The organism is Halobacillus sp. Marseille-Q1614, from assembly GCF_902809865.1.
Taxonomy (GTDB): Bacteria; Bacillota; Bacilli; order Bacillales; family Halobacillaceae; genus Halobacillus_A.
The window spans coordinates 743,340-759,244 of the sequence record NZ_CADDWH010000001.1; the positions used below are offsets into that span (position 1 = coordinate 743,340).

At 42.0% G+C, this 15,905-nt stretch carries 14 protein-coding genes; 13 read left to right on the forward strand and 1 reads right to left on the reverse strand.

Annotation, left to right across the window (positions count from 1 at the left end):
* Positions 1-71: 71 nt before the first annotated feature.
* On the forward strand, positions 72-464 hold the full coding sequence (locus HUS26_RS03640; RefSeq protein ID WP_173915860.1) for an FxsA family protein: 393 nt from the start codon (positions 72-74) through the stop codon (positions 462-464).
* Positions 465-1,063: 599 nt separating this feature from the next.
* Here the strand turns inward: HUS26_RS03640 and ytvI are convergent.
* The gene (gene ytvI, locus HUS26_RS03645; RefSeq protein WP_173915861.1) at positions 1,064-2,164 is read right to left on the reverse strand and encodes a sporulation integral membrane protein YtvI; all 1,101 of its coding nucleotides are present in this window, start codon (positions 2,162-2,164) and stop codon (positions 1,064-1,066) included.
* Between the two features lie 203 nt (positions 2,165-2,367).
* On the opposite strand from ytvI, the gene citZ reads away from it, so the two are divergent.
* The 12 genes from citZ (at position 2,368) to speD (ending at position 15,902) form a co-directional block, all read left to right on the forward strand.
* Positions 2,368-3,483, forward strand: a complete 1,116-nt coding sequence (gene citZ / locus HUS26_RS03650) for a citrate synthase (protein ID WP_173915862.1) — start codon at positions 2,368-2,370, stop codon at positions 3,481-3,483.
* Positions 3,484-3,595: 112 nt separating this feature from the next.
* Positions 3,596-4,870, forward strand: a complete 1,275-nt coding sequence (gene icd / locus HUS26_RS03655; protein ID WP_173915863.1) for an NADP-dependent isocitrate dehydrogenase — start codon at positions 3,596-3,598, stop codon at positions 4,868-4,870.
* A 14-nt stretch (positions 4,871-4,884) separates the two neighbouring features.
* Positions 4,885-5,823 (forward strand): malate dehydrogenase, encoded by a 939-nt coding sequence (gene mdh / locus HUS26_RS03660; RefSeq protein ID WP_173915864.1) that lies wholly within the window; start codon positions 4,885-4,887, stop codon positions 5,821-5,823.
* A 77-nt stretch (positions 5,824-5,900) separates the two neighbouring features.
* On the forward strand, positions 5,901-6,377 hold the full coding sequence (locus HUS26_RS03665; RefSeq protein WP_173915865.1) for a MaoC/PaaZ C-terminal domain-containing protein: 477 nt from the start codon (positions 5,901-5,903) through the stop codon (positions 6,375-6,377).
* Between the two features lie 145 nt (positions 6,378-6,522).
* Positions 6,523-7,221 carry a response regulator transcription factor gene (locus HUS26_RS03670; RefSeq protein WP_173915866.1) on the forward strand — a complete coding sequence of 233 codons (699 nt, stop codon included), beginning with the start codon at positions 6,523-6,525 and terminating at the stop codon, positions 7,219-7,221.
* A gap of 1 nt (position 7,222) precedes the next feature.
* Positions 7,223-8,974: a two-component system histidine kinase PnpS gene (gene pnpS / locus HUS26_RS03675; RefSeq protein ID WP_173915867.1), complete on the forward strand. Its 1,752-nt coding sequence runs from the start codon at positions 7,223-7,225 to the stop codon at positions 8,972-8,974.
* A 189-nt stretch (positions 8,975-9,163) separates the two neighbouring features.
* Positions 9,164-11,809 carry a DNA polymerase I gene (polA, locus tag HUS26_RS03680; RefSeq protein WP_173915868.1) on the forward strand — a complete coding sequence of 882 codons (2,646 nt, stop codon included), beginning with the start codon at positions 9,164-9,166 and terminating at the stop codon, positions 11,807-11,809.
* A 16-nt stretch (positions 11,810-11,825) separates the two neighbouring features.
* Positions 11,826-12,650: a DNA-formamidopyrimidine glycosylase gene (mutM, locus tag HUS26_RS03685; protein ID WP_173915869.1), complete on the forward strand. Its 825-nt coding sequence runs from the start codon at positions 11,826-11,828 to the stop codon at positions 12,648-12,650.
* 61 nt (positions 12,651-12,711) lie between these two features.
* Complete coding sequence (locus tag HUS26_RS03690) at positions 12,712-13,311, forward strand: manganese efflux pump (protein ID WP_173915870.1); 600 nt, start codon at positions 12,712-12,714, stop codon at positions 13,309-13,311.
* A gap of 12 nt (positions 13,312-13,323) precedes the next feature.
* Complete coding sequence (coaE, locus tag HUS26_RS03695) at positions 13,324-13,941, forward strand: dephospho-CoA kinase (protein ID WP_173915871.1); 618 nt, start codon at positions 13,324-13,326, stop codon at positions 13,939-13,941.
* A gap of 318 nt (positions 13,942-14,259) precedes the next feature.
* A complete protein-coding gene (locus HUS26_RS03700; protein ID WP_173915872.1) occupies positions 14,260-15,294 on the forward strand; it encodes a glyceraldehyde-3-phosphate dehydrogenase in 1,035 nt (344 codons plus the stop codon).
* Positions 15,295-15,524: 230 nt separating this feature from the next.
* Positions 15,525-15,902, forward strand: a complete 378-nt coding sequence (gene speD, locus HUS26_RS03705) for an adenosylmethionine decarboxylase (protein ID WP_173915873.1) — start codon at positions 15,525-15,527, stop codon at positions 15,900-15,902.
* Positions 15,903-15,905: the final 3 nt, after the last annotated feature.

A 15,905-nucleotide genomic window follows, 5' to 3' on the forward strand; every position in this document is an offset into this window, starting at 1 on the left:
TGTCTTTTTTTTAGCCTGAAGGTCTTATTTCTTTTATAATAGAAGAAAAGACAGAGAAAGGAAGAATTCATATGTTCCGCTGGTTATTGCTGTTGATTTTAATTATGCCAGCTGTAGAAATAGGTATTCTCATATGGGCCGGAAATCTCGTAGGCCCATGGTGGGTTATTTTATTAATAATCGCAACCGGCGTTATCGGTGCCTGGCTCGCTAAGCAGCAGGGACTGGAGACGATCCGAAAAATCCAGGAGGCCGCATCAAGAGGTGAGGCTCCGGGTGATGCTCTGCTGGATGGGGCATGCATTTTAGTAGGAGGGGCCTTTCTGCTGACCCCGGGTTTTGTATCGGATACGATAGGGTTCGTTTTATTAATCCCTTCTACGCGCAGGCCGCTTAAAGGAAGCGTGCGAAAGCTGATTGTAAAATTAACAAACAAAAATACGATCACTATTTATCGCAGGTAATCTAAAAGAACTGGTACACAGTTCTTCAGGCTGTCGAGAAAGTCTCAACAGTTTTTTTCTCATGGAGTTTCCTGTTAAAGCTAGTGTGGCAGGCAGGATTCCATCGGCCATAAAAGGGGATGAATGGACCGGGAACCACCTCACTTTCCACGGGGAAGACGGCAAGCCTCCTCGGGCTTTTAAGCCCTGTGGAGTCTTGCCAGTCTTGCGTCTCCCGCAGGAGTCTCGGTGCTTCCCTTCCCATTACAAGAAAAAGGTGAATGGAATCCTCCTCATGCGAGAAGAGGAATCAGCTGACCTTTCACCCGGTACCCTGCATCCTTAAGAGTGTAGACCCCGGGAAGAGAGCTTATAGAACGGGAGAGAAAAACATATGAGGATAGAGGCGAAGGGAAACGGTAAGACTCCTATGGGAGGAACGTACAAGGTGAGATCCCTAAAAGGCGAAGCCTTAAGGAAGCTCACCGTACGCCCATGGAAAGCGATCCGTTTCCCGAAGCCCTTCGCTGCATCTTATCCTTTGAAAGGAAGTTGGTCGTTTCAAAAGCACGAGGTTTCTCTCTACAAGCTGAAGAACTGGTGAATACCCAGTTCTTTTTTTATTTCGTTATAAACGACCACACTTGGTTCAACAGCCCTGAGGAATAGATCACTTTGAAAAATGCAATGATAAGGGGCGAAACAATTAAAGCATAGCCTCCCCAAAGTTGAAAGCCTAAAAACAAACCAGCTAACAAAATAAGAGGGTGAACTCCAAAGTGAGACGCCAGAACTTTTGGTTCAATTACCTGCCGGGTAATAATGATTAAAATATACAAAGTTGATAATGGAATCGTCAGTGAGTATTGATCAGTAAAAAATAAATAAGCGATCCACGGAATAAAAATTACGCCTGTCCCGATATAAGGGATTAAATCGAGGATACCTGCAGTTAATGCTATCAGTAACGGGTGAGGAGCATCGATCACAGATAACCCTGTAAACACCATAACGATCGTAATTATCATAAGAATTATATGGGCTTTAATCATTTGCAGAATGGTGCGCTTAAAGCTTTTAGATAACTGATTGCTTCTTTCGCTTAGTTGGACGGGAAGCTTTTCGACTGTATGCTCCTTGATTTTCTCCCAGTCTTTACTGAGAAAAAAAGTAGCCATCAGGAAAATACCAAAAGCCATGAAAGAGCCGGGAAGGCTGGACAATCCTCCAGTAAACAGCTCCAGCAGATGCTGAAGCTGATTCATGCCTGCCTGCATAGCATTTTGCTTTGTCTCTTCAATAGATTTGTAAAAGGTCTCTCTCCATTCTAAACTTAGGGAGCCGAGCCAATAATTAATATAGTTGAAGACTGTATCCAGCCAATTAATAAACTCAATGTAAATTCGTTCGACAATTAAAATGTAGGAAGAGAAATCTTCATTTGTGAGATTCTGAATAAAATGTATGGCTTTTGTAAGAAGGAGGGTGGTAAGACCCAGCAATATTGAACTAATCGAAAAGAGCAGTAATAGAATGGCTAAGGGTTTAGGCAGCTTCATATATTTGTGAAGCCAGCGGATAGACGGCTGGAGAAGCCAGGACACTGCCAAAGCCGCAACGAATGGAAACAGGTATTTCCATACACTGACCAGTAAGGCAATTGTCATAAAAAGCAGCCCAATGATTAAACTAAAACGCTGGAAATGTTTCATCGTTATCATTTGAATTTTTACGCTCCCTTCTATGAAAAATAGGAAAAATTGCTATAAATTGTTGGAAATTAACCGGTTTCAATTCACATTCAAGTCAGAATACTTTATAATTGTCGGTGGGGAAGAAATCCTAGTAAATAAATGAGCAATAAGTAAAGCGTTTTCTCATTATTCAGGAGGGAATGTAGCATTATTTCAAAAGGAGAGATCTTATGGCGTCAACTAAAGGTTTAGAAGGTATCACAGCGACAGAATCTAAAATTAGTTCGATCATTGATGATAAGCTTACATACGTGGGCTATGATATTGATGATTTAGCCAACCACTCTAGCTTTGAAGAAGTGGTTTACTTGCTTTGGAATCAAAAACTTCCAACGAAGCAGGAACTGGATGGTTTTAAAGAAGAACTAAACACAAACATGGAACTTCCAAAAGAGGTCATTGATCATCTTAAATCTTATGATCTTTCAACTGTACACCCAATGGCGGCTTTAAGAACGGCCATTTCAATGCTTGGACTATTTGACAGCGAAGCAGATGAAATGGAAGAAGAAGCCAACAAGCGTAAAGCACTGCGTTTACAGGCGAAAATCCCTTCCATAGTCACCGCTTTCTCCAGAATTAGGAAAGGTGAAGAACCTATATCTCCAAAAAGCGGGTTAAGCTTTGCCGCTAACTTCTTATATATGCTTAATGGCAAAGAGCCAGAAGATGTTGAGATCGAAGCTATCAATAAAGCTCTCGTATTACATGCAGATCACGAGCTTAATGCTTCTACATTCACAGCCCGTGTATGTGTAGCAACCTTATCCGATGTTTATTCCGGAATTACAGCAGCCATCGGCGCACTTAAAGGACCGCTTCACGGTGGTGCGAACGAACAAGTAATGGCTATGCTTACTGAAATTGGATCTGTGGATAATGCTATTCCGGCAATTGAGAAGAAGCTCGAAAACAAAGAGAAGATCATGGGAATGGGACACCGTGTATACAGAAACGGCGATCCACGTGCGAAGCACCTTAAAGAAATGTCCCGCGAGCTGACTGAACTGACAGGTCACTCTAAATACTATGAAATGTCTATCAAAATTGAAGAGTATATTAAAGAGAATAAAGGCCTTCCGGCAAATGTAGATTTCTATTCTGCATCTGTTTATCACAGCCTTGGCATTGATCATGATTTATTTACACCAATCTTTGCAGTAAGCCGCGTATCTGGGTGGCTTGCTCATATTCTCGAGCAGTATGCGGATAACCGTTTAATTCGTCCTCGTGCGGAGTATGTTGGACCAAAAGGACAGACTTACACGCCGATTGAAGATCGCTAAGGTAGTAATGTCTTTAGCTTTTCTCACTTTTTATTATGAATAATATAACGTATGATAGTAGGGGAGGATTTATCCCCCGATCATATATGCAATAAACTTAGGAGGGTTCATTTTGGCACAATCACAGAAAATCTCAGTAGATCAAAAAGGAAACTTAGAAACACCTAATCGTCCTATTATCCCTTTCATTGAAGGTGATGGAATCGGTCCGGATATTTGGGCCGCTGCGAGCCGAGTTATCGAAGCAGCTGTTGATAAAGCATACAATGGTGAAAAATCTATTGAATGGAAAGAAGTATTAGCTGGTCAAAAGGCTTATGATAAAACAGGAGAATGGCTTCCTGCTGAAACACTTGATACCATTCGCGAGTATAAGATTGCTATAAAAGGTCCTTTAACTACACCAATCGGCGGAGGAATCCGTTCATTAAACGTAGCGCTGCGCCAGGAGCTTGATTTATTCACCTGCCTGCGTCCTGTCCGTTATTTTGAAGGCGTACCTTCACCTGTTAAACGCCCGGAAGATACTGATATGGCCATTTTCCGTGAGAATACAGAAGATATCTACGCGGGAATCGAATGGCAGAAAGGTACACCGGAAGTTAAAAAAGTAATCGACTTTTTACAGAATGAAATGGGTGTACATAACATCCGCTTCCCGGAAACTTCTGGAATCGGTATCAAACCGGTTTCTGAAGAAGGAACGAAGCGTTTAGTACGTGCTGCTATCGAATTTGCTCTTAACGAAGGCAGAAAAAATGTAACTCTTGTTCATAAAGGAAACATTATGAAGTTTACAGAAGGCTCCTTTAAAGCTTGGGGTTATGAAGTAGCTGAAGAAGAATTCGGAGATAAAGTATTCACATGGGCTGAATACGACCGTATCGTTGAAAAAGAAGGAAAAGATGCAGCAAATGCTGCTCAGGACAAAGCCGAAGCAGAAGGTAAAATCATAGTTAAAGATGCGATTGCAGACATCTTCCTTCAGCAGATTCTTACACGTCCAAAAGAATTTGATGTTGTAGCTACTATGAACTTAAATGGAGACTATATTTCCGACGCACTTGCTGCGCAGGTAGGCGGAATCGGAATCGCTCCTGGGGCGAACATCAACTATGAAACTGGACATGCTATTTTTGAAGCTACACACGGTACGGCTCCTAAATATGCAGGTTTAGATAAGGTTAATCCATCTTCAGTTATCCTTTCAGGTGTTTTAATGCTTGAACACCTTGGCTGGAGAGAAGCGGCTGAGCTTATTTCTAAATCTATGGACAAAACGATCGGAAGTAAAGTAGTAACTTACGATTTCGCTCGTATGATGGAAGGCGCTACAGAAGTTAAATGTTCTGAGTTCGGTGACGCACTCATTAAAAATATGGGGTAAGGAAGGAGAACATTATGGCTATTCGCAGAAACAAGATTTCAGTTATCGGAAGTGGATTTACCGGGGCTACTACAGCGCTGATGCTTGCACAGAAAGAACTGGGCGATGTCGTGTTAGTGGATATTCCTGATATGGAAGACCCGACAAAAGGGAGAGCGCTCGACATGCTAGAAGCAAGCCCTGTGCAAGGATTTGACGCCAAAGTCACAGGTACTGCAAACTATGAAGAAACTGAAGGTTCTGACCTGGTGATCATTACAGCGGGTATTGCCAGAAAGCCGGGGATGAGCCGTGATGATCTTGTAAATACAAACTCTAAGATTATGAAGAGCGTAACGAAAGAGATTGTTAAATATTCACCGGATTGCTATATCATTGTTCTTACTAACCCAGTAGACGCGATGACTTATTCTGTGTTCCAGGAAGCAGGACTTCCTAAGAACCGTGTCATTGGACAGTCCGGCGTTCTTGATACAGCCCGTTTCCGTACATTTGTTGCGGAAGAACTTAACGTATCCGTAAAGGATGTAACAGGCTTTGTACTCGGCGGACATGGAGATGACATGGTGCCTCTCGTGCGTTATTCTTTCGCAGGCGGCATCCCTCTTGAGAAATTAATATCTAAAGAACGTCTAGATGAAATCGTTCAGCGTACCCGTAAAGGCGGCGGCGAAATTGTCGGACTGTTAGGTAACGGAAGTGCTTATTATGCACCGGCTGCCTCTTTAACCCAAATGGCAGAGGCTATTCTTAAAGACCAGCGCCGTATCCTTCCGGCAATTGCTTACCTTGAAGGTGAATATGGCTATGAGGGAATTTATCTTGGGGTTCCAACGATTTTAGGCGGGAATGGAATCGAAGAAGTAATCGAGCTGGAACTTACAGAAGAAGAGAAGAAACAGCTGGATCAATCAGCTGACTCTGTTAAAAACGTCCTAAATGTATTAAACTAAGAATAGAAGGATTCGGGGATGATTCCTCGAATCCTTTTTTAACTTTTTTGAAAACGCTTACTATTGGAGGGATTACGATGCTTGGGAAAAAAAGAAAGCTAGGGAAAAAGGTGCAGAACCTGAAAGTGGGCGACTCCTTTACTTCATCCTTTACGATCGAAGATAAAGAACTTTTAATGTACTTAGGGCTGACAGATGATGCCAACCCTCTTTATATTCAGCATGATTATGCCTCAGAGACCCCTTATCAGCGTCCGATTGTACCGACTGTCATGATTTTTGGAAAAATCTCTTCGATGATTTCCATGCATTTGCCTGGTCCTGGAAGCCACATTATTAGACAGGAACTCAGCTATGATAAAGCGGTATACCATTACAGTGAAGTTAAGATTTCGGCTGAAGTCAGTCTCATTCATAAAAAAGATCATATCGTAGAGTTGGCAGTCCACGGATATGATGAAGAAGGAGACAAAATCGTAGAAGGGAAAATATGGGTGCGTCCTCCATATGAACCTAAATCATTAAACGCCACTTCATTAGAGAATTTTTATTGAGGCTGATCGTATTCAGTCTCTTTTTTGTGGAAAGATAACTCTAATAAATGTAATGATTATGTAAAGATTGCAAAGATTTGTGTCAAACTGTAAACTTCGTTGTATGATGAAAGTGTATCATACTTTGTCCGCTGAGGTGATTATCGTGAAGCAGAGAATTTTAATAGTAGATGATGAAGAATCCATCGTAACGCTCCTGCAATACAACATAGAGCAGGCCGGGTATGAAACAGACGTGGCTTTCAATGGGAAAGAAGCACTTGAGAAAGCTTCATCCACGACTTTTGATTTAATTGTACTCGACGTCATGCTGCCGGAAATGGATGGAATGGACGTGTGCAAAGAGCTTCGTCAAAAGCAGGTCCAGACGCCGATATTAATGCTGACGGCCAAAGATGACGAGTTTGATAAAGTGCTTGGACTTGAGCTCGGTGCGGATGATTACTTAACAAAACCGTTCAGCCCAAGAGAAGTGCTGGCAAGAATTAAGGCGATTTTACGCCGAATGGTTCGTGAACCTTCCGAAGAGGATTCCTCTCCTAGCATTAAAGTAGCAGACCTTATGATATATCCGGAGCAATATGAGGCTACCATCAACGGCGAGCCGTTAACATTTACTCCTAAAGAATTCGAGCTGCTCTATTACTTAGGCCAGAATTTAGGGAGAGTACTTTCTAGAGACCAGCTGCTTAGTGCGGTTTGGAATTATGATTTCGCCGGAGATACACGCATCGTAGATGTCCATGTCAGTCACCTGCGGGAAAAAATCGAGCCGGATACAAAGAAACCAGTGTATATAAAAACAATCAGAGGTCTAGGGTACAAAATGGAGGTCCCTAAATAACATGAGGTCCAATACGCGTCCTTTACTTACTTATACGGTTCTCGTCATCATTGTGATGATCAGCTTAGGCATACTGTTAGCACAGCTGACACGAAGCTATTTCATTACAATATTTGAAGAGAGAATCTCCGTAGAAAGTGAGTATTTTGTTAACTATGTAAAAGGATACCTTGAGGATGAAGACATATCGACGGATACTCTTCATCGGTTTAGTGATCAATTAAATACGAGTATTCTTTATGTTACCGCAGATGAAGAACTGGTTCTTGATACAGTAAGCGCAAATAAGGAAATAACTAGCGAGGATAAGTCGGTTATATTAGCTTCAATCAATAATACAGACGAGGAGCAAAAGGGACGTCTGCTTGAAGACGTGTTTTACTATACCACTTCCCTGACAGTGGATAATACAGCGGGGACACTTGTTTTGATATCTCCTGTTACTTCTTTATCAACAATTACTAAAAACATCTGGCTGATTATTGGGCTGACACTGCTTCTAGGACTAACCGCTATTTTCTTTATCGGTTTTAATATTTTTTCGAAATACGTGCGGCCGATTCGCTCAGCTGCTGATGTGGCGAATGAATTAGCGAAGGGGAATTATAAAGCAAGAACCTACGAAGGGCAGTTCGGTGAGGCAGGACAGCTCAGCCAGTCAATCAATATTCTGGCGAGAAATTTACAGCAGATGACGAGTTCAAAGGGCATGCAGGAAAACCAATTAGAGGCAGTCATTAACAATATGGGCAGCGGTCTCGTCCTCATAGATGAAAAAGGTTATATCCTGTTGGTAAACCGTGCATTTTTGAAGAATTTCGGCGGTGAAAAGAAGAGCTATGTAGGATATTTATATCATGACGCAATTCCCTACACAGCAATTCATGAAACCGTACAAAATGTATATATGTTTGAAGAAACGGTCAGGGAAAACTTTCTTCTGCCGATTCATATTGACCATAAGCATCTGGAAGTTACAGGAGCTCCTATCTTCAGCGAAAAGAATGCATGGAAGGGAGTCGTCCTCGTTTTCCATGATATTACTGATATGAAAAAGCTTGAGCAGATGCGCAAGGATTTTGTGGCAAATGTTTCCCATGAATTAAAGACCCCCATTACTTCGATTCGTGGCTTTTCGGAAACCCTGCTTGACGGGGCAATGAAAGATGAAGCCATGCTTGAGAGATTTCTGCAGATTATTTTAAAAGAAAGCGGCCGGCTTCAGTCGCTTATTCAAGATCTGCTAGAACTTTCCAAAGTAGAAAGGGAAGACTTTCATTTAACACTGGAACAAATTAAATTCCATAAGTTTCTGCTCGACCTCGTTCCCTTAATTGAACAGCAGGCAGACAAAAAAAAGATCAATATACGGACGGAGATCGATGGAGAAGCGATTGTAGAAGGAGATTCGAGCCGCTTAAAGCAGGTATTTATTAACCTTCTCTCAAATGCTGTCAATTACACAGGAGAAGGCGGCGAGGTGAAATTAGCATTTGAAGAACATGAAGATGAAGTTTTTGTCCGGGTGACAGATAATGGTGTAGGGATACCCGAAGAGGAAATCTCGCGTATCTTTGAACGTTTTTATCGCGTGGATAAAGCGAGAAGCCGTAATTCAGGCGGAACCGGACTTGGGCTTGCGATTGTGAAGCACATTGTAGAAGCTCACCATGGAACGGTTCAGGTAGAAAGTAAAATCGATCAAGGAACAACCTTCACCGTCATTCTTCCTAAGGAATTTACAAATAATTAATAATACTTTGGAATTATATTAACAAACCCTTGGTATTCTATCATTGAAACCCTTTCATCCAAGGTGTTTTCTCTTTAAGCAGAAGTTATTATAACTTCTGCTTTTTTTTGCTTTTCTGATCTTTTTCTTCTCGCTGATGAACATGGTAAAATAGAAAGTATGATGTTTAAGTGTGAGGAGCTGAACGATATGGCAGAAAAAGTAGTATTAATCGATGGAAACAGCATTGCTTACCGGGCCTTTTTCGCATTGCCTTTACTAAACAATGATAAAGGTGTATACACAAACGCTGTGTACGGTTTTACCACAATGCTTTTAAAAATTTTAGAAGAGGATAAGCCTGATCATCTGCTCGTTGCCTTTGATGCGGGTAAAACAACCTTCAGGCATAAGACATACACAGAATATAAAGGTGGACGTCAGAAAACTCCGCCGGAATTATCAGAACAGTTCCCTGTTTTAAAAGAACTGCTTGATGCTTTTGGCATTCCTTATTATCAGCTGGAACAGTATGAAGCAGATGATATTATCGGAACGTTAGCCACTCAGGCTGATGGCCAAAAGTATGATGTCAAGGTGATTTCAGGCGATAAAGACCTGCTTCAGCTTGTCACTGAGCGGACCAAGGTGACACTAACGAAAAAAGGGATTACGAATGTGGATACGTATGACCCCGCCTTTTTAGAAGAGAAAATCGGCATTCGCCCGGATCAAGTTATAGACTTTAAAGCACTGATGGGAGACAGCTCGGATAATATCCCCGGCGTTCCGGGTGTAGGTGAAAAAACGGCGGTTAAGCTGCTGAAACAATTTGATAAACTTGAGAATCTCTATGAAAACCTTGATGAGGTAAGCGGCAAAAAACTTAAAGAAAAGCTTGAAACAAACAAAGATGAAGCCTTTATGAGCAAACAGCTGGTGACGATCGAGAGAGAAGCTCCTATAGAGGTTGCTTTAAGCGACATTGCTTATAAGGGCTATGAATCTCACAAAGTAACATCTGTCTTCCGTGAATTAGGATTTCAGTCCCTCATTTCACGTGTCTCTGATCAGGACGAGGAACCGAAAGAAACATCTGACCAGGAATGGGAGCCGGTGGATGTGAAAGTAATTAAAGACATTGAAGACGACATGATAACCGGGAAAGAAGCATTAGTTGTCGAAATGCTTCAGGAGAATTATCATCACTCTCCGATCGCCGGCATTTCAATTGTTAACAAAGACAACAGCTATTTTATTTCGATAGAGGACGCCAAGAAGTCTAAGGGGTTCTGTGACTGGGCAGAAGATGATTCAAAAGAAAAGTGGGTCTTCGACGCTAAGCGTACACACGTGGCATTAAGGCATCACGGAATTAGTCTGCAGGGGGTCACATTCGATTTATTGTTAGCGTCTTATTTAATCAACCCCTCGGAAAACAATCATGATATTCCAGCGATCGCCCACCGTATGAACGAACGTGCTGTTAAATACGATGAAGAAGTCTACGGAAAAGGAGCTAAGATGAAGCTTCCTGACGATGACAGTATCCTGCAAGAGCATACTGTTAGAAAATCAGAAGTCCTCTACCGTTTAAAAGAAAATATGGAAGAACAGCTTGAAGCTAATGAGCAGATGGAGCTATTTAAAGAGCTTGAAATGCCTTTAGCGCTGATTTTAGGTGAGATGGAATATTGCGGTGTTAAAGTGGATGTCGAGCGGTTAAAAGAAATGAAAGATGATTTACAGCAAAGACTGGATCAAGTGAAAAGTGAGATATATGAACTTGCGGGTGAGGAATTTAATTTGAATTCACCAAAACAGCTTGGGCCGATACTATTTGAGAAGCTCGGCCTTCCAGTGATCAAAAAAACCAAAACAGGCTACTCTACTTCTGCTGATGTATTAGAGCAGCTAGAGGACCAGCACGAAGTTGTCGCTAAAATCCTACTGTACCGCCAGCTTGGGAAGCTGCAGTCCACTTATATTGAAGGCCTTCTGAAGGTAGTGGACGAGAAATCAAATAAGATTCACACCCGTTTTAATCAAGCTCTTACACAGACAGGGAGACTTAGCTCGATTGAGCCTAATTTGCAGAACATCCCGATTCGGCTGGAAGAAGGAAGGAAAATCAGACAGGCTTTCGTTCCTTCCAAGGAAGGCTGGGTGATCTTTGCAAGTGATTATTCTCAAATTGAATTGAGAGTTTTAGCCCACATTGCACAGGATGAAAAATTAATAGAAGCCTTCAGAGAAGGCAGAGATATTCATACACAGACAGCAAGTGAAGTGTTTGACGTGCCGCACGATAAAGTCACTTCGAATATGAGAAGACAGGCAAAAGCCGTAAACTTTGGAATTGTTTACGGGATCAGCGATTACGGATTATCACAGAGCCTTGGAATTACAAGAAAAGAAGCCAAGCTGTTTATCGATAAGTATTTAGACAGCTATCCTGGAGTAAAAGAATACATGGATGAATCGATCCAAAATGCGAAGAGGCTCGGGTATGTATCTACATTTATGAACCGAAGAAGATATCTGCCTGATATTACGAGCCGTAATTTTAATAAAAGAAGCTTTGCAGAACGTACGGCTATGAACACACCTATTCAGGGGAGTGCCGCTGACATCATTAAGAAAGCGATGATTGATTTGGACGAACGGCTGAAAAAAGAGAACCTGCAGGCCCACATGCTTCTTCAGGTGCATGATGAACTCATCCTGGAAGCGCCTGAGTCTGAAGTTGAACAGTTAGCCAAAGTGGTTGCCGATGTGATGGAACATACGATCGAACTAGATGTTCCGCTTGAAGTGGATCACTCCTATGGCCCGACATGGTATGATGCAAAGTAGATGAGGAGAATGAAAGATGCCGGAACTGCCTGAAGTAGAAACAGTTCGGAAGACGTTAAAAAACTTAATATTGAAAAAAGAAATTCAAGATGTTTCAATTTTTTGGGGGAATATTATAAAAAAACCGCAAGATCCGGAAATATTTAAATCGTGGCTCAAGGGTCAGACGATGCAGGAAATTAAACGTCAGGGGAAGTTTCTGGTTTTTGAGATGGATGACATTTCCATGGTGTCTCACTTGCGAATGGAAGGCAAATTTGGTGTGTATGAATCAGCTGTTCCACGCCCGAAGCATACCCATGTCATATTCCATTTCACCGATGGCACAGAGCTCCGTTACAATGATGTTCGTAAATTTGGAACGATGCACTTGTTTCCTAAAGGGGAAGAAAGTAAAGAAAAGCCTTTAAATCAGCTGGGACCAGATCCTTTTGCTCCTGCTTTTACGATTGATTACTTTTATGAAAAGCTTAAAAAGACAAGCAGAAACATTAAAGCCGTATTATTAGACCAGTCGGTAGTAGCAGGCCTTGGAAATATTTATGTGGATGAGGCCCTATATCGTGCGCGGGTGCATCCTGAGCGGATATCAAAAGAACTCACCTTCGAGGAAGCACGGCGTGTCAGAGATGCCAGCATCGAAACGATCGTTGAAGCTGTTGAGCAGGGAGGCACAACGATACGGTCCTATTTAAACGGACAGGGTGAAATGGGAATGTTTCAGCAGAAGCTCAATGTTTATGGAAAAGAAGATACTGAATGTCCCGGCTGCGGCACGGTGATTATTAAGCTGCGAGTCAGCGGCCGGGGCACCCATATTTGTCCTGAGTGCCAGTGCTGACACGAAAAGAGGAAGCGGCCCATATACTATTTCACATTCATGAATAGCTGAGGTGAAATAGGTGGGGACTGCTGTTTTTCTTTTTTTATTTGTAATTGCTGTCAGTATGGATAGCTTTGGCATCGGCTGTATCATTGGGATGAAAGGTATTCAGTTATCGAATAGAGCCATTCTTGGAATTGCGTGTTTGTCGGGGTTGTTCTTTTTAGGGTCGGCAATGGCTGGTTTTTTATTGCTTCCATACGTCGATGCTGATTTGTTTGAGTGGCTGGGTGCGCTTGCTTTTATAGTGCTCGGGGCTTTCTTTCTAATCAATAATCTTCGTCAAAATGAAGAAGAAGACGTCACCTCAGTGTGGAAGCAGCCGGTTCATGTTCTGCAGGCTCCAGAATCCGCAGACATCGACCGCTCAGGGGGCATTAAAGGGAAAGAGGTCTTTTTGCTTGGGATCGCTTTATCGCTTGATACTATTGGCGCCGGGATAAGCGGTGTGTTTATTGGCATTCCGCCTTTTACTGCAGCCGCTTTGATTTTTGTGCTGACAAGTGCCATGCTTTACGGCGGCCTTAAGTGCGGAGCGAGGCTGAGTCATAAACTTGAGTACCTGTCCTCACTTCCGGGAATATTACTCATTTTAATCGGCCTAATAAAAATAGTGTAAGGAGGCAGCTGTTTGGGTATTGTAATTGGTTTAACAGGCAGCATTGCTACAGGAAAAAGCACGGTCTCTCAAATGTTTAAACATTTTGAGATTCCTGTAGTAGATGCTGATATTATTTCCAGAGAAGTGGTTAATCCTGGGGAACCGGCATATAAAGAAATTGTAGAGCAATTTAGTGAAGAGATCTTAAATGAAGACGGGGCCATTAACCGAAAAGAGCTCGGCAAGGTCATTTTTAGAGATAAAGAGAAGAGAAATATACTTAATCGCATCGTTCATCCCCAAGTAAGAAAAGAAATGAAAAGACAGCGTGACGGTTATTTAGCCAGAGGAGACAAAGCGGTCGTTCTGGATATCCCTTTATTATTTGAGAGCAAGCTCACAGACTATGTGGATCGCACTCTTGTTGTATATGTGGATTCAGAGACACAGCTGAAGCGTCTGATGGCGAGGGACGAGTCTAAAGAAGCGGAAGCGATGGAGCGGATTCGCTCCCAAATTCCAGCTTCTAAAAAAGCCGAATGGGCAGACGCAGTCATTGATAATTCCGGCACTCGTGAGCAAAGTTTCGAACAGTTAAAGGCTATACTTACCAATTGGGGAGTCATTGAAGAAGATGATAAAGCGTAGACTTTATCATCTTCTTTTTTTGTTCAGGTACGCGTCTGCTCAAAAACGGAGTGGTTAAGGCTTGCGAGTGAGGAAGGTAGATGATGAGATGTGAAACCCCACGAAGTAGTTCTACGTATGCCGGCATCGAACACCCGGAATTATGTGGGGCAATTTAGGCGAATAGGCGTGCATTTTTTTGTGAAAAATGAGTGTAGCCTTTAATAAAAAGTTGACATAGCTTTTTTAATAAAAATAGGCTACAAAAGCGTTTTCAATGTGTTATACTAATTCTGAAAAATAATTTAAAGGGTATATCACATATAGGAGGCTTGTCTTATGGAGAAAACAAGAGTGGCTATAAATGGTCTGGGGAGAATTGGGAGAATGGTCTTCAGGAAGGCGGTTCTCGATGAGTCAATCGAGCTTGTAGCGGTCAATGCAAGTTATCCTCCTGAAACGATGGCACATATGCTCAAATATGACAGTGTGCACGGCCGATTTGAAGGTGAAATTGAACCTATTAAAAATGGGTTATTAATTAATAAAAAAACAGTTCAGCTTTGTTCTACAAGAAATCCCTTAGAGCTGCCATGGGATGAATTAAATGTTGATATTGTTATTGAAGCAACAGGTAAATTCAGAACCCAGGAAGAAGCAGCTCTTCATATTCAGGCTGGTGCTAAAAAGGTCATCATTACAGCTCCAGGTAAATCAGTGGATTCAACTATTGTAATGGGAGTTAATGAAGATGTTTATAACCCGGAAGAACATAATGTAATCTCGAATGCTTCCTGTACGACAAACTGTTTAGCACCAGTGGTCAAAGTACTGGAAGACGAGTTTGGAATTGAAAACGGGCTTATGACAACAGTTCATGCTTTTACAAATGATCAGAAAAACTTAGATAATCCACATAAGGACTTAAGACGTGCCCGCGGCTGCACTCAGTCGATCATTCCTACGTCAACAGGAGCTGCCAAAGCCCTCGGTGAGGTTATTCCTTCCTTGAAGGGAAAACTCAATGGGATGGCGCTCCGAGTGCCTACCCCGAATGTTTCGCTTGTTGATTTAGTGGTTGACTTAAAAGAAGATGTCACGGAAGAAAAAGTAAACCAGGCCTTTAAGCGAGTCAGCCAGGGTGAAATGAAAGGGTTCCTAGAGTTTAGCGATGAGCCGCTTGTCTCTATTGATTACACGACATCTCCGGCTTCTGCAATTGTCGACGGATTATCTACACAGGTTATGGGTGACAGAAAAGTGAAAGTGCTGGCCTGGTACGATAATGAATGGGGTTACTCCTGCAGAGTCGTAGACTTGGCGAAACATGTCGGCAAGTTCCTGAAACAAGAAAAACCAGCAAAAGTTTCTTAATAACTAGAAAAACTTCCCTTTGTATCTTATAATAAGCACCATCGGTATTTTTAAAAAGTTTCTTGCAAAAATGGGATAAACCGTATATACTTTTTTTGAACTTCTGAATACTGTCCGTTTCATGTCTGCTCAAAGGGTTAGGACCTCTCAGGACTAACTTTCCCCCGTGGTAGTACATGTCTGTTTATTCAGTAGTCAAATTAGTCACTGTACAAAAAGGGGGATCCTAAATGGATACAATGGGAAGACATGTAATAGCTGAATTATGGGATTGTAATGAAGATAAATTAAACGATATGAGTTATATCGAGCAGGTATTTGTGGATGCTGCTCTTAAAGCAGGTGCTGAAGTACGTGAAGTAGCTTTTCACAAATTTGCTCCTCATGGAGTCAGCGGAGTAGTAATCATTTCTGAATCTCATTTAACGATTCACAGTTTTCCAGAGCATGGATATGCAAGTATTGATGTGTATACGTGCGGCGACCGGATTGATCCAAATGTAGCGGCACAGTTTATTGTTGATTCTCTTGAAGCAGGAAGAAATGAAACGGTTGAAGTTCCAAGAGGAATGGGACCGGTAGAAGTCCAACAGTCACGCGCTTTATAATAT

What these genes read in the sequence shown, in the direction of transcription:
- HUS26_RS03640 (WP_173915860.1), top strand. Translation starts at nt 72, where the DNA reads ATGTTCCGCTGGTTATTGCTGTTGATTTTAATTATGCCAGCTGTAGAA.
- ytvI (WP_173915861.1), bottom strand. Translation starts at nt 2,164, where the DNA reads ATGATAACGATGAAACATTTCCAGCGTTTTAGTTTAATCATTGGGCTG.
- citZ (WP_173915862.1), top strand. Translation starts at nt 2,368, where the DNA reads ATGGCGTCAACTAAAGGTTTAGAAGGTATCACAGCGACAGAATCTAAA.
- mdh (WP_173915864.1), top strand. Translation starts at nt 4,885, where the DNA reads ATGGCTATTCGCAGAAACAAGATTTCAGTTATCGGAAGTGGATTTACC.
- HUS26_RS03665 (WP_173915865.1), top strand. Translation starts at nt 5,901, where the DNA reads ATGCTTGGGAAAAAAAGAAAGCTAGGGAAAAAGGTGCAGAACCTGAAA.
- pnpS (WP_173915867.1), top strand. Translation starts at nt 7,223, where the DNA reads ATGAGGTCCAATACGCGTCCTTTACTTACTTATACGGTTCTCGTCATC.
- polA (WP_173915868.1), top strand. Translation starts at nt 9,164, where the DNA reads ATGGCAGAAAAAGTAGTATTAATCGATGGAAACAGCATTGCTTACCGG.
- mutM (WP_173915869.1), top strand. Translation starts at nt 11,826, where the DNA reads ATGCCGGAACTGCCTGAAGTAGAAACAGTTCGGAAGACGTTAAAAAAC.
- HUS26_RS03700 (WP_173915872.1), top strand. Translation starts at nt 14,260, where the DNA reads ATGGAGAAAACAAGAGTGGCTATAAATGGTCTGGGGAGAATTGGGAGA.
- speD (WP_173915873.1), top strand. Translation starts at nt 15,525, where the DNA reads ATGGATACAATGGGAAGACATGTAATAGCTGAATTATGGGATTGTAAT.